15 protein-coding genes and 1 pseudogene are annotated in these 24,258 nt (G+C 71.1%); 8 read left to right on the top strand and 8 right to left on the bottom strand.

The window, feature by feature from the left end; genetic code table 11:
* Positions 1–3 precede the first annotated feature (3 nt).
* The gene (locus G569_RS0143150) at positions 4–2,223 is read left to right on the top strand and encodes an LVIVD repeat-containing protein (protein ID WP_028068011.1); all 2,220 of its coding nucleotides are present in this window, start codon (positions 4–6) and stop codon (positions 2,221–2,223) included.
* 46 nt (positions 2,224–2,269) lie between these two features.
* On the top strand, positions 2,270–3,505 hold the full coding sequence (locus G569_RS66715) for a Vgb family protein (protein ID WP_442800908.1): 1,236 nt from the start codon (positions 2,270–2,272) through the stop codon (positions 3,503–3,505).
* A gap of 39 nt (positions 3,506–3,544) precedes the next feature.
* On the opposite strand, the pseudogene G569_RS66710 reads toward G569_RS66715, so the two are convergent.
* Positions 3,545–4,507: pseudogene (locus tag G569_RS66710) on the bottom strand (EAL domain-containing protein); the annotation flags it as partial.
* Positions 4,508–5,245: 738 nt separating this feature from the next.
* Positions 5,246–6,466: an MFS transporter gene (locus G569_RS0143130; protein WP_037503455.1), complete on the bottom strand. Its 1,221-nt coding sequence runs from the start codon at positions 6,464–6,466 to the stop codon at positions 5,246–5,248.
* Positions 6,467–6,631: 165 nt separating this feature from the next.
* Between G569_RS0143130 and G569_RS0143125 the strand changes: the two genes are divergently transcribed.
* A complete protein-coding gene (locus G569_RS0143125; protein ID WP_157592708.1) occupies positions 6,632–8,386 on the top strand; it encodes a methyl-accepting chemotaxis protein in 1,755 nt (584 codons plus the stop codon).
* Here G569_RS0143125 and G569_RS0143120 read toward each other — a convergent pair.
* Genes G569_RS0143120 through G569_RS56545 form a run of 3 tightly spaced genes read right to left on the bottom strand, consistent with a single transcriptional unit; the run spans position 8,383 to position 12,843 of the window.
* Complete coding sequence (locus tag G569_RS0143120) at positions 8,383–10,173, bottom strand: AMP-dependent synthetase/ligase (protein WP_037503429.1); 1,791 nt, start codon at positions 10,171–10,173, stop codon at positions 8,383–8,385. The two genes, G569_RS0143125 and G569_RS0143120, sit on opposite strands and share 4 nt — an antisense overlap.
* Positions 10,174–10,200: 27 nt before the next feature.
* Entirely contained in the window at positions 10,201–10,704 is a 504-nt protein-coding gene (locus G569_RS0143115) for a pyridoxamine 5'-phosphate oxidase family protein (RefSeq protein WP_037503632.1), read from the bottom strand.
* A gap of 30 nt (positions 10,705–10,734) precedes the next feature.
* Positions 10,735–12,843, bottom strand: coding sequence for an MMPL family transporter (locus tag G569_RS56545; protein WP_245602784.1), 2,109 nt, complete (start codon positions 12,841–12,843; stop codon positions 10,735–10,737).
* Positions 12,844–13,172: 329 nt separating this feature from the next.
* Here G569_RS56545 and G569_RS0143105 point away from each other — a divergent pair, with 329 nt between their 5' ends.
* Entirely contained in the window at positions 13,173–13,868 is a 696-nt protein-coding gene (locus tag G569_RS0143105) for a response regulator transcription factor (RefSeq protein WP_028068003.1), read from the top strand.
* Positions 13,869–13,898: 30 nt separating this feature from the next.
* On the opposite strand, the gene G569_RS56540 is transcribed toward G569_RS0143105, so the two are convergent.
* Complete coding sequence (locus G569_RS56540; protein ID WP_084286348.1) at positions 13,899–16,691, bottom strand: amidase; 2,793 nt, start codon at positions 16,689–16,691, stop codon at positions 13,899–13,901.
* Between the two features lie 135 nt (positions 16,692–16,826).
* Here G569_RS56540 and G569_RS56535 point away from each other — a divergent pair, with 135 nt between their 5' ends.
* On the top strand, positions 16,827–18,680 hold the full coding sequence (locus tag G569_RS56535; RefSeq protein ID WP_053227849.1) for a M14 family zinc carboxypeptidase: 1,854 nt from the start codon (positions 16,827–16,829) through the stop codon (positions 18,678–18,680).
* Here the strand turns inward: G569_RS56535 and G569_RS56530 are convergent.
* Entirely contained in the window at positions 18,637–19,134 is a 498-nt protein-coding gene (locus tag G569_RS56530) for a GNAT family N-acetyltransferase (protein WP_084286347.1), read from the bottom strand. The genes G569_RS56535 and G569_RS56530 overlap by 44 nt on opposite strands.
* A complete protein-coding gene (locus G569_RS0143085; RefSeq protein WP_028068002.1) occupies positions 19,131–19,709 on the bottom strand; it encodes a TetR/AcrR family transcriptional regulator in 579 nt (192 codons plus the stop codon). The genes G569_RS56530 and G569_RS0143085 overlap by 4 nt, the downstream gene beginning before the upstream one ends.
* 30 nt (positions 19,710–19,739) lie before the next feature.
* Between G569_RS0143085 and G569_RS0143080 the strand changes: the two genes are divergently transcribed.
* The 3 genes from G569_RS0143080 to G569_RS0143070 are packed head-to-tail and all read left to right on the top strand — an operon-like array spanning position 19,740 to position 24,180.
* Positions 19,740–20,873 carry an acyl-CoA dehydrogenase family protein gene (locus tag G569_RS0143080; RefSeq protein WP_028068001.1) on the top strand — a complete coding sequence of 378 codons (1,134 nt, stop codon included), beginning with the start codon at positions 19,740–19,742 and terminating at the stop codon, positions 20,871–20,873.
* The gene (locus tag G569_RS0143075; RefSeq protein ID WP_028068000.1) at positions 20,873–22,651 is read left to right on the top strand and encodes an acetyl/propionyl/methylcrotonyl-CoA carboxylase subunit alpha; all 1,779 of its coding nucleotides are present in this window, start codon (positions 20,873–20,875) and stop codon (positions 22,649–22,651) included. The genes G569_RS0143080 and G569_RS0143075 overlap by 1 nt, the downstream gene beginning before the upstream one ends.
* Positions 22,648–24,180, top strand: coding sequence for a carboxyl transferase domain-containing protein (locus tag G569_RS0143070; RefSeq protein WP_028067999.1), 1,533 nt, complete (start codon positions 22,648–22,650; stop codon positions 24,178–24,180). Before G569_RS0143075 ends, G569_RS0143070 begins: the two co-directional genes overlap by 4 nt.
* The last annotated feature ends 78 nt before the right edge of the window (positions 24,181–24,258 follow it).

The raw sequence follows: 24,258 nt of genomic DNA, 5'->3' as shown, positions 1-24,258 counted from the left end.
GCGATGGCGCACCCATGTCTGTCCGAGGTCGAGTCGACGATGGGCAAGAGCCTGTCGCTCCACACCGGCGGCAACTGGGCCGGCTACATGCCGTCCTTCAGCGATCTGTCGCATGAGTGCGCGGATGACCTGAACTCGTACGTCTACCAGTCGGACGCCGAGACGCTCGCCGACCCGGTTCCCGGCGTTCCCGCCGGCCCGATCGTGTCCGCCGCCGGCTTCCAGATCAAGAACCTGACGGCGCTCGGCCACTCGGCCCGCAACGTCCCGTTCTCGGGCACGGGCAACGGCGTCTACAACTCGGACCTCGCCTTCAAGGACAACCTGGTCTTCGCAGGCACCTATGAGGGCTTCCGGGTCATCGACGTCACCAACAAGTCCAACCCGGTTCAGCTTCTGAACTACACGGGCTGCGACGTGGGTCAGGGCGACGTGATCGTCTACGAGAACCTGCTGATCCGTTCGTGGGACGCGCCCGCGGGCGCTTCGACCCTCTGCGCCGGCCAGGCCGTGGGTCAGGGCTTCGAGGGCATCCACATCTTCGACATCACGGACCCGACCGCGCCGAAGATGGTGCGTCAGCTCCGCATGGCCTCCACCGGCAACGAGGCCGGCGCCCCGAACGGCTGCGGCTCGCACACCGCGACCGCCGTCCCGGACAAGGCCCGCGGCTACCTGTACATCTACAACGGCGGCTCGAGCGGTACCTGCAACGGCATCGACATCGTCCGCATCAAGCTGTCGGACCCGACCGACGCGAAGTTCCTCAAGCGGGTCTCGCACGGTCGCAGCGGCAGCTCCTGCCACGACAACAACGTCCTGCTCAACGTGGGCGGCACGTCGACCAGCTACGCCATGTGCGCGGGCGGCAACGGCCTCGCCATGTACAAGTTCGACCTCTCGCTCCCGGCGGATGCCGAGGGCGGCGTCGAGACCCCGACCCTGCTGTGGTCCAAGCAGATGACGGGCGTCACCACGGGCCACTCCGGCTCCTTCACCTACGACGGCAAGTACCTCGTCTACGGCCATGAGCCGGGCGGCGGCTCGGCCGCGCGCTGCCAGGCGACGAGCACGATCGTCGAGCGCACCCTGTACTTCATGGATCCGCTCACGGGCGACGTCAAGGGCGAGATGCTGCATCCGCGCCCGCAGAACAGCCGCGAGAACTGCACGTGGCACAACTTCAACGTCATCCCGACCAAGGCCGGCTACTACGCGACGGTCGGCTCCTACCAGTCCGGCATCTCGATCTTCGACTTCTCGAACCCGGCCGCGCCGCGGGAGATCGCCTACGCCGACCCGGCCCCGCTGACCGACACCCCGGCCGGCACGGGCATCGTCCTCGGCGGCGACTGGTCGACCTACTGGCACAACGGCTACATCTACGAGTCCGACATCAAGCGCGGCGTCACCACGTGGCAGCTGAACCTCGGTGCCGACGCCTCCGCGGCGCAGGCCAACGAGCACCTCAAGCGCACGAACACGTTCGCCACGTCGAACCCGCAGACGCAGGCCGCGTCCTACGCGCCTGACACCGAGGGCGCGACGATCGAGCTGACCGGCCTGACGGACGGCCAGAAGTTCAAGATCGGCTCGACCGCGACGCCGACCTTCACCTGCACGGACGCCGGCGGCGTCGACTCGTGCGTGGGCAGCTCCCCGAGCGGCGAGGCGATGACCATGAGCTCCCTCGGCAACAAGACGTTCAAGGTCACCGCGATCGACAGCGCGGGCAACATCACCACGAAGGAGATCGCGTACGCGGTCAACAGCGTCGACGTCACCGGCAGCATCGCCACCGGCAGCGTCGACTCGACGATGGCGCTGACCCTCCCGGCAGCGGGCGCGAGCTTCGGCGCCTTCGTGCCCGGCGTGGCGCGCGAGTACCTGGCGTCCGCCACCGCGCAGATCACCTCGACGGCCGGCGACGCGACGGTGGCGGTCTCGGATGCGGCGACGACCGGCACCGGCCGGCTCGTCAACGGCACCGCGACGCTGACCAACGCGCTGCAGGTCTACGCGACGGCGACGCAGGGCACGGCCCTGGGCGGCGGCAACGTGGGCGGCTCGGCCGCTCCGACGCAGCTGATCTCGTTCGCGGCTCCGCAGACCAACCGGAACACGACGCTCACGTTCCGCCAGAACATCACCGCCACCGAGACGCTGCGCAGCGGCAGCTACGGCAAGACGCTGACGTTCACGCTGAGCACCACCGCTCCTTAGGCGTTTCCCTGATGTGCGCCGCTCATGCGGCGCACATCATCGGGTAATGCTCTCCGCAACTAAAACGGGCGCCGCGACCATGGTCGCGGCGTTCGCCGTCTCCGCCGCTGCCGCGCAGGCCTCCCCACGGGTCTCAGAGATCCCGCTGCGCGCCCAGTACGCGGTCCCGAACGAGATCGTCGCCGGTCCCGATGGCGCGATCTACACGTCCGACTCCAGCCTCGGCAAGGTCTGGCGGATCGGCGAGAACAACCGCGTCCGCGGCTTCGACGTCGGCGGCGGCGCCACCGGCATCGCGTCCGCCCACGGCGCGCTGTGGGTCTCCGACCGCGACGGCTCCCGGATCGTCAAGCTCGCCCCGAGCGGGCAGCAGCTCGCGACGTATCCGGTCGCGGACGGCGCGTTCCCGTCCGACATCACGGTCGGCTCGGACGGCGCGCTGTGGTTCACCGAGCTGCGCGGGAACGCGATCGGTCGCCTGGACGTCTCCGGCAAGCTCACCGAGTACCCGATCCCGACGGCGGACGCGTTCGCCGCGGATATCACGCCCGGCCCGGACGGCGCGCTGTGGTTCACCGAGTCCTCGGGCAACAAGGTCGGCCGGATCACGACCGCCGGAGTGATCACGGAGTTCACGCTCCCCACGTCCGACAGCCTTCCCGGCCCGATCGTCGCCGGCCTCGACGGCGCGCTCTGGTTCGCCGAGCGCAACACCAACACGATCGCCCGCATGACGACCGACGGGACGATCACGAACGAGTACTCGGTCCCCGGCGGCGGCGCCGGCCCGCTCGCGCTCGTCGCCGCACCGGACGGCAACCTGTACTTCACGAACCACTCCGACGGGTACATCACCCGGTTGACCTACAGCGGCGTCGTGACCAAGCAGTTCCGCGTCCCGAGCGGCGCCCCGGACGGGCTGACGGTCGACGCGCAGGGCGACCTCTGGTTCACGCAGGGCAACCTCGGCCAGGTCGGCGAGGTCGATCTCAAGTGGGACCCGCCGATCAGCGCGAGCGGCGCGACGTTCACCCTGCGCGCCGGCGTGAGCGCCGAGCGCACGGTGGCGACGTTCACCGACCCGGACCCCGACGCGCGTCCGAGCGACTACGACGTGACGATCAAGTGGGGCGACGGCTCGTCGTCAGCGGGCTGGGTGCGGCGCGCGGGTGGTGGCTTCGAAGTCCGGGGCCGGCACGTCTACGACCGCGCCAAGACCTTCTCGGTCACGGTCAAGATCGACAAGGCCAAGGTGACCAGCACGGCTGTCGTCAGCCGCTAGCCACGCGGCGAACCCGGCCGCGGTCAACGGTCGGGAGATGTAGTAGCCCTGCGCGAGGTCGCACCCGAGCTCGCGCAGGGCGAGCAGCGTCTCGAGGTCCTCGATTCCCTCCGCGACGACGCGCAACCCCAGCGAGTGGGCCATCTCGATGGTCGTCGCCACGATCGGCCGCTGCGACGTGTGCATCTCGCGCACGAAGCTGCGGTCGATCTTGACCTCGCAGATCGGGAAGCGGGAGAGGCGGATCATCGAGGAGTGGCCGGTGCCGAAGTCGTCGACCGAGAGGGCGACGCCCAGCCGGTCGAGCTCGGCGAGCACCGTCTCGGCCATCACGCTGTCGGCGATCGCGGCGGTCTCGGTGATCTCGAGCGTCAGCCGCGACGGCGGGAGGCCGTGGCGCCGCAGCGCGTCGAGCACGCGGGTCGGGAGGTCGGGCTCTGACAAGTTGGCCGTGGCGAGGTTGACGGAGACGTCCAGGCCGTCCCAGGTGGCGGCCACGGCGAGCGCCTTGTCGAGGATGTGATCGGTCAGGGGGCCCATCAGCTCGCTGGCCTCGACCGCCGGGAGGAACTGGTCCGGCGGCACGTTGACGCCGTCGCGCGTCCAGCGCAGCAGCGCCTCGGCGCCCCGGACGGCGCCCGTGCGGGCGTCGACGAGCGGCTGGAAGTGCAGGTCGAGCTCGCCGCGCGCCATCGCCTCGCGCACGTCGTCGACCAGCTCGCGCTCGCGCGCGGCGGCGAGCGACGCGCGCACGCTCGTGGCCAGGGCGAGCGCGGACCGGTGGATCGCGCCCAACAGGGCGAAGCCGGCGAGGATCACCGAGAACGCCGGCACCTCGATCCACTCGTTCGCGACCAGCAGCGCGAGCGCCGCGACCCCGGCCGTCAGCGCCGCGGCGTGCGTGCGCACGACGCTGGGGGTGACGATGCGCGGCGAGCGGCGGACGGCGACGGCGGTCAGGGCGAGCCAGTGCACCAGCGGGTAGATCGCGTTGGAGCCCATCACGAGCGCCCACGTCCCGGACGCGGCCTGCATCGCCCACAACGTGTCGCCGATCACGAGCACGACGATCGCCGCCGCCAGGAACGTCCACGACGGCCCGCCGCGCCAGCCGACGACGGCCGCGCCGATCAGCGCGACGGTGAGCAGGATGCAATCGAAGGCGGGGTAGGCGAAGCTGATGACCTGCTCGAACCCGCTCAGGTTCCCGGTGTTCTTCAGCGCCACGGGGAGCGCGGCCGCGCTCAGCAGGGCGGCCGTCGCGAGCATGATCGTTGCGGCGTCGAGCGCGACCGTGCCCGGGGCGCGGCGGACCCACGGCCGCGCCAGCGCCGCGAAGGCGACGAGCATGCCCGGGTAGAGCCCGAGCCAGAAGACGTCGGCGATGCCCAGGGTGGGCGACGTTCCGGACTGCTTCTGCAGGACCCAACCGAACGACGAGGAGAGCAGGCCGGCGCCGAGGGCGGCCCAGGCCACGCGTCGCTCGCGGACGGCGCGCAGCACGATCAGCGCGGCGGGTGCGACGAGGAGAGCGATCAGTCCCCAGCGGGTGACCAGCGGCGTGCTCACGCCGGCCACGAGCGCGGTCCAGTAGACCGCTACCGCTGCATATCCGATGACGAGGGGCTTGGGAAGACGGAGACCCACACCTGTCGTCTTCGGCTCGGGAACCGCTTTCTAAAGGTCCCGGAAGATTTCGCGGCCGCCGGAGCAGGTTCCGGCGGGGCGCGAACGGTTGATCTACGCGGGGATTACCACTTGCGACCCATGGTGCACCTCCTTCCGTGCCGTGGTGCGATGTGCGAAGAAGAGGACGATCAGGGCGAGGGCGCCGGCGATCGCGAAGGTCGCGCGGCCGCCGAGGCTCGCGGCCAGCGCGCCGCCGCCGACGATCGCGGCTCCGAAGCCCCAGGAGTCGATCGCGTCGAGCAGGCCGAACGCGCGGCCGTGGGCGGCGTCGGGGATCAGCTTCTGCATCAGCACGCGGACGGTGACCAGGAAGAGGCCGTTGCCGACCCCGGCGACGCTGAAGGCGATCATCGCCAGCGGCAGGACGGGGGAGGCGGCGGTGGCCAGGAGGCCGGTGCCGAGCAGCGCGATCGCCAGCAGGTAGCGGTGGCGGAGGGTGTCGTCGTCGCGGCCGCCGAGCAGCGAGCCGGTGAGCATTCCGCAGCCGAAGGCGGCGACGAGCAGGGCGAAGCCGGAGCGGCCGCCGCCGAGCTGGTCGTTGGCGAGCACGAGCTCGGCCACGTTGGTGGCGCCCGCGACGAGCATCACCGCGCCGGAGGTCAGCACCAGCGAGCGGACGAACCGGTCCTTGAGGACGCCGAGCAGGTTCGACGGGACCTCGTCGTCCTCGACCGGCGTGTCGGCCACGTGGCCGCGCAGCCGGGTCATCAGCAGCGCGGAGGCGGCGAAGGTCACCGCGTTGAGCGCGAGCACGAGCTCGGGCTCGGCGATCAGCAGGACGCCCGCGGCGACCGCCGGGCCGATCAGCTGGCCGATCTCGCGGACCGCGCCGAACAGGCCGTTCGCGGCGCCGAGCGATTGCGGCGCGACGACCGCGGGCAGCAGCGCGCACGTCGCGGGGCGCAGCAGCGCGCTCCCGACGCCCGCGGCGAGGGCAAGCGCGATCAGCGGGACCGCCCCGTGGGCGAAGACCAGGCCGGCGAAGGCGAGCGCGCCGATCAGCTCGGCGGCGATCGCGCAGCCGAGGCGGCTGGTGCGGTCGATCAGCCCGCCGAGCAGCGGACCGAGCAGCATCGCCGGAGCGAGATCCGCGATCAGCACCGCGGTCGCGCCCCACGCCGATCCCAGCTGTTCGTAGGCGAGCAGGAGGAGCGCGACGTAGCCGGCGCCGGTGCCGAGCGCGCCCTGGAGGTGCGCGGCGAAGAACCAGCGCGCCCGGCGCTCGGTGCGCCACACGCCGCTGAGGCTTCGCTGATCTCCGGTCGACTGCATGGGCCGCATCCTCGGCCGGCGCGGCAACGCGACGGTAATGCGCCGGTAATGCGGGGCACTCTCATGTTTGCTTAATGAGAGCTGATCAACTCGTACCTGCTACGTGCCGACAAACGGTGGAGAAATGCGATCCACCTCGGGAGCTCGATCTACGTGCGTTTGAACGTGCAGGGCAAGCTGTACGCGCTGGCCGGCCTGTTGCTGCTGTTCCTCGCCGGCGTCGGCGTGCTCGCCATCAAGAACCTCGGCGCCGTCCATGCACTGGGCGAGACCATGTACGACGACCAGGTCGTACCGCTCGTCCAGATCGGCAACGCCCGCGCGTTGACCGGCGACATCGACGGGCGCGTGTTACTCGCCGCGACGGACCCCACGCGCCGCCAGGAGGCGGTCGCCGCCGTCGAGAAGGCGAGCGCCGAGGTCGAGGCCGAGCTGAACGCCCTCGACGCGCCCGGCGACGTCCAGGCCCACTGGGACGCGTACAAGACGGCCTACGGCGCGGTGCTCAAGGCGTCCGACACGGGCGCGGCCGACGCGGCGTACGCGGCGGCCGAGAAGGCCTACGCCACGGTGGACTCCGACTTGGCCGAGTTGTCGCGCCACGAGGAATCCGAGTCGCTCGCGCTCGACGAGCAGATCACCGACGACTTCCACTCCGCCCGCACGGTGACGCTGCTCGCGCTGATCCTGGCGCTGCTCGCCGGCGCCGCGATCGCCACGCTGATCGCCCGCGGCATCAAGCGCGGCGTCGATCAGCTCGTCTCCCGCTTCCACAGCCTCGACGAGCACGACCTGACCGTGCTCGCGAACGGCCTCGGCGCGGTCGCCGAAGGTGACCTGACGGTTCCCGTGACCCGCACCACCGGGCCGATCGAGAAGTACGGGACCGACGAGATCGGCGTCCTGTCGGAGACCTTCAACGCGATGCTGGCCAAGATCCACGGTGGCCTGGACAGCTACAACGGCATGCGCGACCAGCTCAACGACGTGATGGCCCAGGTCACCCGCGGTGCCGGCTCGGTGTCGGCGGCGTCCGAGCAGATGGCCGCCACCTCCGAGGAGTCCGGTCGCGCGGTGAGCGAGATCGCCGAAGCCGTCGGCGACGTCGCGCACGGCGCCGAGCGCCAGGTGCGGATGGTCGAGTCCACCAGCGAGGCCTTCCAGGAGGCCGCCCGCGCCGCCGGGGCGAGCGCCGAGATGGCCGGCGAGACCGCCGACGCCGCGCTCGAGGCCAGCGGGGTCGCCCGCGAGGGCGTCGCCGCGGCGGTCAATGCCACGGAGGCGATCCGTCAGGTCGCCGAGTCATCGGCGCAGGTCGACGCCGCGATCCGCGGGCTGCACGAGCGCTCCGATCAGATCGGCGGCATCGTCACCACGATCGCCGGGCTCGCGGAGCAGACCAACCTGCTCGCCTTGAACGCCGCCATCGAGGCCGCCCGGGCGGGCGAGCAGGGCAAGGGCTTCGCGGTCGTCGCCGAGGAGGTCCGCAAGCTGGCCGAGGAGTCCTCGGTCGCGACCAAGGAGATCTCGCGCCTCGTCGCCGAGATCCAGCACGAGACGCAGGAGGTCGTCGGCTTCGTCGCCGAGGGCACCCGGCGCACCGAGGACGGCGTCGCGACCGTCGGGCAGACCCGCGAGGCGTTCGAGCACATCGGCACGGTCGTCGAGCAGATGTCCGGCCGCGTCGGCGAGATCGTCACCGCCGTCGGCCAGATCGCCGCCGAGTCCGGCCGGGCCGAGACCGACATCAACGAGGTCGCGCTCGTCGCCGAGCAGTCCTCGGCCTCCGTCGAGCAGGTCTCGGCGTCCACCCAGCAGACGAGCGCCTCCGCTCAGGAGATCGCCGCGTCCGCCCAGTCGCTCTCGAGCACCGCGCAGGAGCTGCACGCGCTCGTGAGCCGCTTCAAGGTCTCCGCCTAGTCGGTCTCGTACAGGGCGTCGACCTGCGGTGAGAACTTCTTGTAGACCACCGACCGCTTGACCTTCAGCGTCGGCGTCAGCTCGCCCTCCTCCTGCGACAGGTCGCGCGGGAGGATCGCGAAGCGCTTGATCTGCTCGATCCGGGCGAAGCGCTGGTTGACCGCGTCGATGTCCTTCCAGACGGCCTCGCGCACGCGGTCGTTGGTGGCCATCGACTCCGGGTCGGCGGGAACGCCGAGCTCGGCGGCCAGCTTCGGGGCCTCGTCGGGGTCGAGCGTGACCAGCGCGACGAGGTAGGAGCGGCGGTCGCCGGCGGCGATCGCCTGCGAGATCCAGCGGGTCTCGCGCATCGCGCTCTCGAGCATCTCGGGGGAGACGTTCTTGCCCGAGGAGGTGATGATCAGGTCCTTCTTGCGCCCGGTGATCGTGACGTAGCCGTCGGTGATCTCGCCGAGGTCGCCGGAGTGCAGCCAGCCGCCCTCCATCAGCGCCTCGGTCTCCTCCGGCATCTTGTGGTAGCCCTTGAAGACCAGCGGGCCGCGCATCAGGACCTCGCCGTCCTCGCCGAGCGAGACCTCGGTGCCCGGGAGCGGGCGCCCGACGCTGCCGACCTTGACCTCGGAGACGATGTTCAGCGTCGCCGCCGCGCACGTCTCGGTCATGCCGTAGCCCTCGAGGACCGGCACGCCGCAGGCGTAGAAGAACTCGATCACCTCGGTGCCGATCGGCGCCGCGCCGGTGATCAGCACCGGGTTGCCGGTGCCGAGCGCGTCGCGGACCTTGCTCAGCGCGAGCTTGTCGCCGACCTGGTGGCGCAGCTGGTCGACCAGGCCGACCTTGCCGCCCTCGCGCTTGGCCTTGGCGACCTTCTCGCCGGTCCGGAGCGCGCGCTTGAAGATCGTCGCCTTCATGCCGCCGGCCGCGGCCGCCTGCCCGACCACGCGCGTGTGGATCTTCTCCAGCAGGCGCGGGACCGTCGGGATGTGGGTCGGGTTGAACTCCTTGATCTCCTCGGCGAGCTTCTTCGTGTCGCCGCTGGAGAACGCGAGCACGCCGCCGACCTCGATCGCCACGAACGCGACCATTCGCGCGAGCACGTGGGCGAGCGGGAGGTACTGGAAGATCACCGGCGGCGACTCGCGCAGGTCGAGCCGGTCGATGTAGGCGTTGGCCGTGTAGAGCAGGTTGCCGTGCGAGAGCACGCAGCCCTTCGGTGGGCCGGTGGTGCCGGAGGTGTAGACGATCGTCGCCGTGTCCTCGGGCGCGACGGCAGCGGTGCGCTCGCGAGCGATCGCGTCGCCGTCCGCGGCGCCGCGGGAGCGCAGGTCGGCGAGCGTCATCGCGCCCTCGGCCTCGCCGAGCAGCACGATCACCTGCTCGAGCTCGGCCAGGTTCCCGCGGACCTTGGCGATCTTCGCGGCCTGTGCGGCGTCCTCGACGAACAGCACCTTCACGCCCGCGTGCGAGAGCACGTACTCGCATTCCTCGGGCGAGTTCGTGTGGTAGACGGGCACGACCGTCGCCCCGGCGCAGAACGCCCCGAAGTCCGCCATCGGCCACTCCGGGACGGTCCCGCACAGGATCCCGACCTTGTCGCCCACGGCCACGCCCAGCGAGGCCAGCCCGCCCGCGATCTCGCGGATCGCGAGCCCGAAGTCGGCGAAGGTGACCGTCGGCCGCCCAGGCGCACGCATCGCGTCTCCCGAGTTTCGGTCGGCGGCGGTGAGCGCGAGCTCACCGAGCGAGCGGACGGCGGTGGAGGTGGGACGTTGGGCGGTGTCGGCCATTGCCGACAAACCCTACTTCGCCAGGGCTTAAAAGCGCCAGCGTGTTGCGCCGTGCGGCTCCGCGGTCGCGACGCCGAAGACGGTGTGGAACCTGACCCGGAACACGGTCCACGGCGCCGGGCCGGTGCCAGGCGCGTTGTAGGGCGCGGTGAACCCGGCGCCGTCCGCCTCCACGGGCCAGCCGCCCTCGCGGTACACCGCGGCCACGGCCTCGACCGTCTGTGGGTCGGTGACGCGCTCGGCCTCGCCCTCGAAGACCAGGTCGATCCCGTCCAAGCTCGCGGACATCGTGCACGCCGGGTTGACGGCGACGTTGCGCGCCTTCTGGGTGTTCAGCCCGGTCTGGAAGTAGAGGTCGCCGTCGTGGAAGGCGGCGCCGACGGACGCAGCGTGCGGCCGGCCGTCGGGCCGCACCGTGCCGAGGAAGCACGGCGCGAAGCTGCCGGCGGCCAGGACGTCGCGCGCGCGGCTCCAGGGAAGCGGCGCGAAGTCGGAGCGGTTCGTGATGTCGATGGGTTCGCGGTTCGGCATGCCCATGAAGACCACACCCAACCTCGGAACTCATCGGGCGGGGGCGACCTGCGGCTCGTGCTCGAACCTCGGCAGCCAGCCCAGTCCCTTGGGCAGATACCAGTTGCGCGCCCCGAGGAGCTTCATGGTCGCCGGCAGCAGGACGGCGCGGATGATCGTCGCGTCGATCAGGATCGCGGCGGCGAGACCGATGCCGATCTGCTTGACCACCTGGTCCGAGCCGAGCGCGAAGGAGCCGAACACCGCGACCATCACGAGGGCCGCGCTGGTCACGACGCCGGCTGTGCTCTTGATCCCGTGGGCGACCGCGTCGTCGGTGGTCATGCCGCGATCGACCGCTTCGCGGATGCGGCTGAGGATGAACACGTGGTAGTCCATCGAGAGGCCGAAGAGGATCACGAACAGGAACAGGGGGATCCACGGCGCGATGCCGCCGACCGACTCGAAGTGCAGGAGCCGCTCACCGTGTCCGTCCTGGAAGATCAGCACGAGCACGCCGTAGGCCGCTCCGACCGAGAGCAGGTTGAGGACGATCGCCTTCAGCGGCACCACGATCGAGCGGAACGTGACCAGCAGCAGGATGAAGGCGAGGCTGAGCACGAAGCCGAACACGATCGGCAGCCGCGACGTCGTGACGTCGATGAAGTCCTTCGAGCCCGCGGTCAGGCCGGTCACGGCGACCTCGGCGCCGGCCAGCTTGCCGACGGTCGCGGGGACGACCTCTGTGCGCAGCACCGCCAGCGAGCGATCGGACGCGGCGTCGGTTCCGCTGCCCTTGACGGAGAGCGCCACCACGGCGACGGTCCGGTCGGGGCTGATCTCGACGCCGGACGGCTCGGAGAGCCGGCCGGTGGCCAGCGCCTGATCGTGGAGCTGACGGATCGCGGCCTGGACGGGCGCCGCGGTGACGTCGGCGGCCTTGATCACGGTCATGGCGGGGACCGCGCCGCCGGGGAAGGCGTCCTGGACGCGGTCGTAGGTCTGGATCACCGGCTGGCTGCGCGAGTAGCCGTCGAAGCCCGGTTCCTTGAACTGCAGGCCGAGAGCCGGGACGCACAGGGCGACGAGCACGCCGCCGGCGATCAGCGCCGACACCAGCGGGCGCTTCAGCACGCGGGTCAGCACGGCACCCCAGACGCGCGATTCGCCCTTGGTCTGGTGCCGGCGCTTGGTCACGTAGGGCACGCGGCCCTTCTCGAGCCAGTTCTTCTCACCGAGGAACGACAGGATCGCGGGCAGGAAGGTGAGCGAGCCGATCACGGTGACGGCGACGACGAGCATCGTGCCGATGCCGAAGGCGGAGAAGATCGGGTTGCCGGCGAACAGCAGCCCGGCCATCGCGGTCATCACCGTCAGACCCGAGATGAGCACCGCACGCCCGGACGTGGCGGCCGCGATCTCGATTGCGGCCTCGGACGAATGGCCCTTGTCGCGCTCTTCCATCATGCGGCGCGAATAGAACATCGCGTAGTCGACCCCGACGGCGAGGCCGATGATCACGACGAGCTCGGAGACGTCGGGCGCGAGGGCCTGGATCTGGCTGAGCGGGCCGAGCAGCCCGACGGTGCCCGCGACGGCGGTGGCGCCGAGCACGAGCGGGACGCCGGCGGCGACGAACGCTCCGAAGGCGACGAGCAGGATGATCAGCATCAGGCCATAGGAGATGAAGTGCGCCTTCTGGCCGTCCTTGGCGTCCTGGGCGGCGATCTCCTTGGTGGCCGAGGCCTCGCCGAACTGCTCGACGCGGACGCCGGCGTGGGCCTTCTGCACGGCGGCAACGGCCGCGAGCGGCGCGTCGACGAGCTGCTCGACCTGGTCGTCGGTGCCGCGCAGCGTGAAGTTGACCGCGACCGAGCGACCGTCCTCCGAGACGGTGTTGGCACGGTCGGACGCGTTGAGCGGGCTCTCGATGTCGGTGATCCCCGGGATCGCGTCCAGGCGGCTCACGACGTCCTTGACCGCCGCGGTGACCTGCGGGTCTGCGGCACCTTTGCCCTGGATGAGCACCTGCTCGCCGGCCTGGTCGGGGAAGCCGGCCGCCGCGATCAGCAGGTCGCCGCGCTTGGACTCGCCGCTGCCGGACGCCGACTCGTCGATCTCGTTCAACCCGACGCGCCCGCCGACGACGGTGGCGAGCACGACGAACAGGATCCAACCGAGGATGGCCGTCTTGCGATGCTGCGCGCTCCATTGACCGGCTCGCGCGGCGAGATTGCGGGACTGAGGCAAAGGCTTGTGCTCCTTCAAGGGCGGAGGGGACTGCCTGCAGCCTCCCAGCGCGCGGGCCGGCGGCGTTGGGGGCAGGCAGGCGTCTCGGAGGGACACTGGCGCCGGAAGGACGAGAGGTGGCCCCTCACGCCCCGGGTGCTGGCCCCGGGGAGTAGCCTTCAGGGCAGTACCGCTCGAGGTCTCTCGGTTCCCTTCTTGCTTCGTGCGTCTGCCCCAGAGGGGGAAGGAAGGCCCGGCCAATGCAGTCCGAGGAGCGCGACCGCAGGCTCCGCGTGGTCATCGCGGACGATCATGCGCTGCTACGCCAAGGTCTGGCGACCATGCTCGAGGCGCAGGGGTTCGACGTCGTCGCGCAGGCCGGGGACGCCGAGGATCTGGTCCGCAAGGTCGGCGGCCATCGGCCCGACGCCGCGGTCATCGATATCCGAATGCCGCCCACCAACACCGACGACGGCCTCCGCGCGGCGGTCACGATCCGGCGGACGCACCCCGAGGTGGGGGTGCTGGTAGTCAGCCAGTACGTCGAGGCGACCTACGCGCTCGAGCTGATCGGCGACGACGCGCGCGGCGTGGGCTACATGCTCAAGGACCGGATCACCGACTTCGACGAGTTCGCCAATGCGCTCCGGCGCGTGGCCGCCGGCGGATCCGCGCTGGACCCGGAGGTGGTGCGCTGGATGCTCGGCCGTTCGCGCGACGCCTCGCCGCTGGCCGAGCTGACCGCCCGTGAGCGCGAGGTGCTGGGCCTGCTCGCCGAGGGCTATTCCAACCAGGGCGTCGCCCGCAGGATCGTCGTCTCTGAGCGCGCGGTCGAGAAGCACGTGACGTCGATCCTGTCCAAGCTCAGCCTCCCCGCCGAGCCGGAGGCGCATCGGCGGGTGCTCGCCGTCCTGGCCTACCTCAAGGACGCGCGCGCGACCGCCGGCGCCGCGTAGATCCGCGGGCACCGGCGGTCCAACGCGCGTCTACGGGGTCGTCGTGCTGAGCGTGAAGGTCAGCGTCTTCGAATAGGTGCCGGTGCGGAGCGCGTCGGTGGCGCCGACGTGCTGCTTGAAGGCGATCGTGACCACGTCATTGGAGACCGGCGCGGTCCAGCTCGCCTTGCTGAAGGCGACCTCCAGGGGGGACGGCAACGCGAACGTGCCGTTGGTCAGGTGTCCAGGATCGGACACGCTGAGCGCGGCGTCACCGGCGGTGCTGATCACGTTGGCGGTGCTCGACGCCGTGTAGTCCTTCGCCACGCCGGGCGTGAAGGCCCCGAAGGAGGCGTTCGCTCCGAGCGTCAGCGCGAGCGTCGCCGGGACCTGGCCGCCGACGGGCGCGGTCGCCGTCGTCACGTACTCCAGCCGCGGCGCGGTGGCGGGGGCGAGGTGCCCCTTCCCGCCGAGCTGCTGCTCGAGCGCGTAGCCGAAGCCGAGCACTTTCTCGTCGTCCCAGGCGCGGCCGACGAACTGCAGCGACATCGGATCGCCGTGCGGGTTCGCGCCGACCGGCAGGATCAGCGTCGGCAGACCGACGTTGGACGTCGGGACGCCGCTGTTGCGGTCGCTGGAGATCGTCTGGGCGCCGTCGTTGTCGTAGACGTCGCTGCGGAAGCCCGGGTAGACGATCGCGTCGACGCCCGCCGTGTCCATGTAGGTCTTCCAGCGGGCCTTGTACTCGTCGCGCTGGGCGAAGATCTTGTCGATGTCCGCGCTCGTCAGGCGGGCGGCCGGGTTCTGGGTCCCGCGGTTGTACGGGAGCACCTTCGGCGAGGACAGGATCTCCGAGGCCGTGTGGTACGGCGGGTTGTCGTGCAGGTCGAAGTAGCGCTGCCAGCCCTCCTCCGTGCGGCTCCCCGTCAGCGTGCCCGTGGCCGGCGCGGACGGCGCCGCGGCGGTGATCGGCACCATGGTGGCGCCGGCGGCGACGATGTCGGCGAAGCGGGCCTGAAGCGCCGCGACGGTCCCGTCGTCCTGCCCGTAGCTGAGCGAGCCCTCGAACGCGGACGGCACGTAGCCGATCTTCTTGCCCTGCAGCGCCTTGGGATCGAGCGCGACCTTCCAGTCGGCCGGGCGCTTGTGGTCGGCGTCGGCGTGGACGGTGGCGATGTCGTCCGGGTCGGTGCCCGTGGTGACATTGAGGATGCGCGCGATGTCCGACGTGGTGCGGGCGATCGGGCCCTCGAAGTCCTGCAGCCAGGTCAGCGGCATCACGCCCGCGCCGGAGGAGATGCCGTCGGTGCCGCGCAGCGAGACCAGCGAGGCGCCGGTCGAGGGCGCGTAGAGCGACACGCCGGTCTGCGTGCCCATGCCGAACGCCGCGAGGCTCAGGGCGGTCGCGACCGCGGAGCCGCCGGACGATCCGAGCGAGGTCTTGGAGGGCTTGAAGGCGTTCCAGACCATGCCGTACCCGGAGTCGCTGTAGGAGCCGGAGTTGGCGAACTCGGACAGGTTGGCCTTGCCGAGGATCACCGCGCCGGCCTCGCGCAGCTTCTTGACCTGGAAGGCGTCGCGCTTCGGGCGCCAGCCCTCGAAGGCCAGTGAGCCGTCGGTCGTCGGCATGTCCTTGGTGTCGTAGAGGTCCTTGATCGCGACCGGGATGCCGAGCAGCTCGCTCGTGTTCCCGGCCTTGCGCGCGTCGTCGGCCGCCTTGGCCTGCGCCATCGCGTCGTCGGCGACCGTGATGAACGCGTGGAAGCCGAACGGGCCCTTGTCGTAGGCCTCGATCCGGTCCAGATACGCGCGCGTGATCGCCTGCGAGGTCGTCAGGCCGGACTTCATGTCGGCGGCAAGCTGCGTGACCGACTTGTCGAAGACGTCATAGCCCGACGTGGTGACGGCCAGCTTGGTCGGCTGCTCGGGCGTGACGGGCGGCGCGGGGGTGGCGGCGCAGTTGGTGAAGAGGCTCGCCCAGTTGGCGATCGTGCAGCCGAGGCCGGCGGGGATGCCGGCGATGTCGGGCGTGGCGGCGAGGGTCGTGGCGCCGGTCTTGACCGCGGCGGTCTGCTGGCCGGCGGTCGCGGTCGTCTCCGCGCGGCCGGCGACGACGTAGCGCAGGAGCGACTTCGTCTGGCCCGGGGCGAGCGTGAGCGTGTTCTTGTAGCCGTAGAAGTTCGCCTCCAGGCCGGTGACCGGGAGCGCGTTGCCGAACGGGTCACGCTGGAAGTTGCCGGTCCCGTCCTGGGTGCCGTTGACGACGGCTGACGGGCCGCGGGAGCTGACGCCCGCGGCGCTCGGGTTGGCGACCTCGACCCACTTGTCGTCGGCGCCGATCAGCGTGTCGCCGCTCGAGGAGTCCACGACCTTGCTCTGGTTGGTGCCGGAGTTCTGGCCCGCGGTGCCGCCGAAGGCGATGTCGACGGTGATCGTCCGCTGCGTGGTGTTGGCGAATGTGTCCAGCCAGCGGGTGTAGTTGCCGGCCTTGCTCACCTTCACCGCGCGGCTGAGCGCGACCCCGCCGAGCACGACGGGCTGCGTCGTGGCAAACGACTCGTCACCGTCGTAGGTGAGGTTGAAGCCGCGCATCAGCTCACCGTTGAACCGCGCGGTGGTGTCGGTGGCCGGGATGCCGGACACCCGGACCCGGATGCCGCCGAAGCCGTAGAAGGCGTTGTCGGTGATCGCGCGGATCGAGCCCGTGTCGAGCTTGGGCGGCGCGATGTCGTGGATCTGCCAGTTCAGGCCATTGGCCGACGTGACCGTGGTGACGGCACGGGCCGGCACGGCGGCGGCGAGCACGGCGGTGCCGGCGAGCAGCGCCGCCATTGAGCGTCTCATGGAGCGGGTTCCCTCCCTACGTAATTGACCGCGCGCGATCCTGCCAACGCCCGGCGCCCGAGCGTGTGGCCCGCCGGTCGGAAGCGGGGCGCCGCGATGTCGAAAGTTTTCGCGCGGCGCGTCGTTCGGAGCTTCATGCGCCTCGTTGCCCTCCTCCCGCTGGTGCTCGTCCTCGCCGTCCCCGACGCCGCCGCGGCCGCGTGCGTGAGCAAAGAGGTGGACGTCGGCGGCCCGAGCCGGATCGAGGCGCGGTTGGACGGGACCCGCGGCGACTGGGACCTGACCGTGCACGCGGGCGGACGCGAGATCGCGGGCGGCGCGTCGCCGGACGCACACGAGGTGGCGTCCGGCTACGTGAAGAACGGGCGCGTGACGGCGACCGGGTGCGGACCTGGGACCGCGACGCTCGTCGTCGCCCGCGAGCCGGTCGCGCTGACGACCGAGGCGCCGCGGTTGGTGACGGTCGACACGCCCACCCGCGCCGACAAGGCGCGGCTGCTCGCACTCGGGCTCGATCTGAGCGAGCACGGCGGGCCGAGGTCGGTCGGCGTGGTGCTGCACGACGCCGCTGACCAGGCCGCGCTGCGCGGGTTCACGTACCACGCGGTCACCGCCGCGCCGCGGACCGCCGCCGTCGCGAACCTGCCCAGCGGCCGGACGAGCTACCGCACGCTCGCCGACTACGAGCGCGAGCTGAAGGCGCTGGCCGCGGAGAACCCGTCGCTCGTGCGCCTGTTCGTCCTTCCGAACCGCACGTTCGAGGGCCGCGAGGTGCTCGGGATCGAGATCGCCGAGGACGTCGCCGCCCAGGACGGCCGGCCCGCGTTCCTGAACATGGGCGTGCACCACGCCCGCGAGTGGCCGGCGGGCGAGCTGACGATGGAGTGGGCGTACGAGCTGATCGACGGGTACAAGGCGGGCGAGGAGCGCGCCACGAACATCGTCCGTCACAGCCGCAACCTCGTCGTCCCGATCGTCAACCCCGACGGCTTCAACGGCTCGCGTTCAGCCGCGCTGGGCGACGACGGCCGCGACGAGACACTCCCCGACGAGGTCTACATCGCCACCTCGCCCGGCGAGTACCGGCGCAAGAACTGCCGTGTCGGGTCGACGACCACCGCCTTCTGCCCGCTCTCGATCGGGCTCGCCGAGAACGGCGTCGACGTCAACCGCAACTACGCCCAGTTCTGGGGCGGGCCAGGGTCCGACACGAACCCGCTGACCCAGACCTACCGCGGGCCGGCACCGTTCTCCGAGCCCGAGTCGCGCAACATCCAGTGGCTGGTCTCGCACAACCAGGTGACGACGCTGATCACCAACCACACCACCGCGGGGCTGGTGCTGCGCGCGCCCGGCCTGGCGGCGGTCGGCGACCCGGTCGATGAGGGACGCGGCTACAAGGCGCTCGGCGACGCGATGGCCGCCCAGAACGGCTACTTCAGCCAGAAGGGCTACGAGCTCTACGACACCACCGGCACCACCGAGGACTGGAGCTACAACGCCACCGGCGGCTACGGGTTCACGTTCGAGCTCTACTGCGGCGCGCCCAACTACGAGACCGGCGACTGCGACGCGCCGTCCTTCCACCCGCGCTACGCGACGATGGCCGCCGAGTGGGACGGCACGAGCGCGCAGGCGCGGCACGTCGGCGGCAAGGGCAACCGCGAGGCGTACTACCTGGCCGCCGAGTCGACCATCGACGAGGCGCGCCACTCGATCATCGAGGGCTCCGCGCCCGCCGGCACGACCCTGACGCTGACGAAGGACTTCAAGACGGCGGCGTTCGACCCGTCGACCACGGTCGACGACCACCTCGAGACCACGCTGGTGGTCGGCCCGTCGGGCACGTTCCGCTGGCACGTCAACCCATCGACGCGCCCGATCGTCGAGAAGGCCGGCGGCAGCGAGGCGTACACGCTGTCGTGCGGCGCCGCGACGACGCCCGTCACGGTCGCGCGCGGCGGGACCGTGCGGGTCGATCCGTGCTGAGCGGCAGCGCCATCAACACGTCGTCGACGTAGCGGCCGTCGAGCCTGAAGAACCCGCGCAGGACGCCCTCGATCTCGAAGCCGCAGGCGGTATAGAGGTCGCGGGCGGCCTGGTTGTGGGCGAGCACCCGCAGCGTCACGCGGCAGGCGCCCGCCACGCGCGCCTGCGCGAGCGCGGCGTGCAGCAACGCTCTCGCCACCCCGCGACGGCGGTGCGCGGGGGAGACGCTGAGTCCTTTGATCTCGAGCACGTGGGCGCTCGCGGGGATCGGCAGGACCGGCCCGAGCTTCACGTAGCCCGCGATCCCGTCCGCGAGCTCGGCGACGAGCACGCCGTCGATGTCGAACGGGCGGTCCGGGGGAGGCGGCGGCGCCGGGCTGGAGACCGAGGACCAGGTCTCCAGGTCCAGTCGGCGCAGGGCGCTTTCGTCGTCTGGCGTGGCCGAGCGGATCACCGTGCGAGCAGCATGTTGCAGTAGCCGTCGGCGATCTGCGTGGAGGTCAGGCGTCCCCCGGGCTTCAGCCAGGTGGCGGTGTGGTTGACCATCCCGAGCAGGGCGAACAGCGCGAGCCGGTCGGTGAGGCCGACCGCGGCGAGCCGGCGGGCGAGGATCGCCTCGAACGCGTCGCGGCTCGCGCGCACCTGCTCCCACTCCGGCCCGTGCTCGATCGCGTGGCGCTCCTGCGCGAACACCGCCATGTGGTCGAGGCGCGTCTCGATGTGGGCGAGCCAGGCGCGGACGAGCTCGCGCAGCTGCGTCTCGGGGTCGCCGCCGGACGCCTCGATCTCCGCGGCGCGCTCGAGCAACGGGTCCATCAGCTGCTCGAAGATCAGCAGCAGCAGGTTCTGCTTGGAGCCGATGTAGTGGTAGAGGCCGCCGCTGCGCAACCCGGTGGCGTCGGAGAGCTCGTCCATGGTCGTCGCCTGGAAGCCGCGGCGCGCGAACAGCGCCGCGGCCGTGGCGATCACGTCCTGCTGGCGGCGGTCATAGCGCTCGCGGAGCGCGGGGGATGTAGGCGGCTGTGACATTTGTAACGGGCGTTCGGTATAAATTACCGCATGAACTTCGATCTCCCCGACGACCACGAGCTGATCCGGCGCACGGTGCGCGACTTCGCCGAGCAGGAGGTCGCTCCGGTTGCGGAGGAGCTCGACCGGACCAAGTCGTTCCCGTACGCGATCGTCAAGCAGCTCGGAGAGCTCGGGCTGATGGGGATTCCGTTCCCGGAGGAGTACGGCGGAGGCGGCGGCGACTCGCTCGCCTACGCGCTCGCGGTCGAGGAGCTCACGCGCGTCGATTCGAGCGTCGCGATCACGCTGTGCGCGCACACGTCGCTCGGCACGCAGCCGATCTACCTGTTCGGCTCGGAGGAGCAGAAGCAGGAATGGATGCCGAAGCTCACGTCGGGCGAGATCCTCGGCGCCTTCGGCCTGACCGAGCCCGAGGCGGGCTCGGACGCGGGCAACGTCCGGACGCGGGCTCGCCTCGAGGACGGCGAGTGGACGATCAACGGCGCCAAGCAGTTCATCACCAACGCCGGCACGGACATCTCCGGCCTCGTCTGCATCACGGCCCGCACCGGTGACGACGAGATCTCCAACCTGATCGTCCCGAACGGCACGCCGGGCTACTCGCAGGGCGAGCCCTACCGCAAGATGGGCTGGAACGCGTCCGACACGCGGCCGCTGACCTTCGAGGACTGCATCGTGCCCGAGGAGAACCTGCTCGGTCCGCGCGGCGGCGGCTTCAAGCAGTTCCTGCAGGTGCTCGACATCGGGCGCATCGGCGTCGCGGCGATGGGCGTCGGCCTGGCCCAGGGCGCCTTGGATCAGGCGCTGGCATACGCGAAGGAGCGGCGCGCGTTCGGCAAGCCGATCTCCAAGTACCAGGCGATCCAGGGCAAGCTCGCCGACATGGCGACCGAGATCGAGGCCGCCCGCCTGCTGGTGTATCGCGCCGCGTTCCTGAAGGACCAGGGCCGCAACTTCTCGCTGACCGCCGCCCAGGCCAAGCTCAAGACCGGCCGCCTCGCGGTGCGCTGCGCCGAGGAGGCCGTCCAGATCCACGGCGGCTATGGCTACATCGAGGAGTACCCGGTCTGCCGCATGTACCGGGACGCGAAGATCCTCACCATCGGCGAGGGCACCGACGAGGTGCAGCAGATGGTCATCGCGCGGGCGCTCGGCGCCTGATGTTCTCGTCCGTCCTCGTCGCCAACCGCGGCGAGATCGCGCGGCGCGTCATCCGGACGCTGCATTCGCTCGGCATCCGCTCGGTCGCGGTCTACACCGACGCGGACGCGGGCGCGCCGCACGTGCGCGAGGCCGACGAGGCCATCCGCATCGGCTCCTACCTCTCGATCGAGGAGGTCGTCGAGGCCGCGCGCGGCTGCGACGCGCTGCACCCGGGCTACGGCTTCCTGAGCGAGAACGCGGCGTTCGCGGCCGCGTGCGCCGACGCGGGGATCGTCTTCGTAGGGCCGCCGCCGGAGGCGATCGAGCTGATGGGCGACAAGGTGCGCGCCAAGGCCGCCGCCGCTGCGGCGGGTGTGCCGGTCGTCGAGTCGTTGAGCGTCGAGGAGGCGCGGGTCTCCGACGCGTACCCGCTGCTGGTCAAGGCCGCGGCGGGCGGCGGCGGGCGCGGGATGCGGGTCGTCGACTCGCCCGCGGGCCTGGACGAGGCGATCGCGGCCGCCCAGCGTGAGGCCGCCGCCGGGTTCGGCGACGACCGCGTGTTCATCGAGCGCTTCCTGCCGCGCGCGCGGCACATCGAGGTGCAGGTGATCGGCGACACCCACGGCACGGTGCTGTCGCTGGGCGAGCGCGAGTGCTCGCTGCAGCGTCGCCACCAGAAGGTGCTCGAGGAGTCGCCGTCGCCGGTCGTGTCGGATGAGCTGCGGGCCCGGCTGGGGGAGGAGGCGGTCGCGCTGGCTTCGGCCGCCGGCTACCACGGGGCGGGCACGGTGGAGTTCATCGCCGACGCCGACGACCCGTCGGTCCACTTCTTCCTGGAGATGAACGCGCGGCTGCAGGTCGAGCACCCGGTCACCGAGCTGGTCACCGGTCTCGACCTCGTCGAGCTGCAGCTGCGGGTCGCCGCGGGTGAGCCGCTCGCTGCCGACGTCGCCCTGCGCGGCCACGCGATCGAGGCCCGCATCAACGCCGAGGACGCGCAGTTCTTCCCCTCCGCCGGCCCGGTGCTGCTGGCTTCCTACCCCCGCGATGTCCGGGTGGACGCGGCGGTCGAGACCGGCAGCGTCGTCGGCACCGACTACGACTCGATGATCGCCAAGGTCATCGCCCACGGCCCGGACCGCGCCACCGCGCTCGCGCGCCTCGATCGCGCGCTGGCCGACACCGCGATCCTCGGCCTCACGACCAACGTCGGCTTCCTGCGCACGCTGATCGGCCGCGACGACGTCCGCGCGGGCGAGATGGACACGGGCCTGATCGGCCGCATGGACCCGGTCACCCCGCCGCTCACCGACGAGCAGGTCGCCCGCGCCTACGCGTCCCACGCCCTCGGCACCCCCGAGAGCGACGACCCGTTCGCCCGCCGCGACGGCTGGCGCCTCGGCGGCCTCCGCGCCCCGTCGTTCTGGAAGCTCTCGGTTGACGGCGGCGAACCGATGGACCTGGCGCTCACGAACATAAAGGGGTCAGGCCCCTTTAGGTTCGTGGGTGGGTGGGTGGGTTATCAGGGCTGGGCTTGGCACGTGACCGAGGCGACGGTCGAGGAGGCGCATCACGCGCATGGGGATGGGGAGCTGCGGGCGCCGATGCCCGGGAGCGTGTTGCTGGTGCCCGTGAAGGTCGGCGACGAGGTCGAGGCCGGGCAGACCGTGGTGGTGCTGGAGTCGATGAAGATGGAGCTGGCGCTGGCCGCGCCCGTCGACGGCACGGTGACCGAGCTCACCGTGGCCGTCGGGGACAAGGTCGCGCGCGACGAGACGGTTGCGAGGGTCGCATGACGACGGATGAGTTCAGGGCGAACACCGCCGACCACGAGGCGCTCGTCGCCGACCTCAACGCGCAGCTCGAGCAGGTCCGCCTGGGCGGCGGGGAGAAGGCCCGTGCGCGGCACACGTCGCGCGGCAAGCTGCTCCCGCGCGAGCGGGTCGACCGGCTGCTCGACAAGGGCGCGCCGTTCCTCGAGCTCTCGCCGCTGGCCGCGCACGGCATGTATGACGGCGACGCGCCGGGCGCGGGCATGATCACCGGCGTCGGGCGGGTGAGCGGCCGCGAGTGCGTGATCGTCGCCAACGACGCGACCGTCAAGGGCGGGACCTACTACCCGATGACGGTCAAGAAGCACCTGCGCGCGCAGGAGGTGGCGCTCCAGAACCGCCTGCCGTGCATCTATCTCGTCGACTCCGGCGGCGCGTTCCTGCCGCTGCAGGACGAGGTCTTCCCCGACCGCGAGCACTTCGGCCGGATCTTCTTCAACCAGGCGACGATGTCGCAGCGGGGCATCCCGCAGATCGCGTCCGTGATGGGCTCGTGCACGGCCGGAGGTGCCTACGTGCCCGCGATGAGCGACGAGTGCGTGATCGTCCGCGAGCAGGGCACGATCTTCCTCGGCGGCCCGCCGCTGGTGAAGGCCGCGACCGGCGAGGAGGTCTCAGCGGAGGACCTCGGCGGCGGCGACCTGCACTCGCGCACCTCCGGCGTCACCGACCACCTCGCCGACGACGACGAGCACGCGCTCGAGATCGTCCGCAACATCGTCGCCACGCTCCCGAAGGACCCGCGGGCTTGGGAGCGCACCGCGGTCGAGCCGCCCGTGCACGACCCGGACTCGATCTTCGGCGTCGTCCCCGCCGACGTGCGCAAGCCCTACGACCCGCACGCGCTGATCGAGCGGCTCGTCGACGGCTCGCACTTCCACGAGTTCAAGGCGCTCTACGGCACGACGCTCGTCTGCGGCTTCGCCCGCCTGCACGGCCACCCGGTGGGAATCCTGGCCAACAACGGCATCCTCTTCAGCGAGTCGGCGCTCAAGGGCGCGCACTTCATCGAGCTCTGCGACCGGCGGAAGATCCCGCTCGTCTTCCTGCAGAACATCAGCGGGTTCATGGTCGGGCGCGAGTACGAGGCGGGCGGCATCGCCAAGCACGGCGCGAAGCTGGTCACCGCGGTCGCCTGCGCCCGCGTGCCGAAGCTGACCGTGATCGTCGGCGGCTCGTTCGGCGCCGGCAACTACGGCATGTGCGGCCGCGCGTACTCGCCGCGCTTCCTGTTCATGTGGCCGAACGCCCGCATCTCCGTCATGGGTGGCGTCCAGGCGGCGACCGTGATGGAGACGGTCGGCCAGCCCGAGGTCGGAGCGTCGCTGCGCGACCAGTACGAGCGCCAGGGCCACCCGTACTACGCCACCGCCCGCCTCTGGGACGACGGCGTGATCGACCCGCGCGACACCCGCGACGTCCTCGGCCTCGCCCTGAGCGCCTGCGCCGGCGCGCCCCTCGACGACGTTTCTTACGGAATCTTTCGCATGTAGACCCTCCAAAAGCCCTTCACATTTCTGTAAGAATCGCGACCGGGGGTCCGGTTCCGGTCTGAGGAGAGGGGTTGCGCC

It is taken from the genome of Solirubrobacter soli DSM 22325 (assembly GCF_000423665.1).
Classification (GTDB): domain Bacteria; phylum Actinomycetota; class Thermoleophilia; order Solirubrobacterales; family Solirubrobacteraceae; genus Solirubrobacter; species Solirubrobacter soli.
This window is presented reverse-complemented; position numbering and strand designations above follow the sequence as displayed.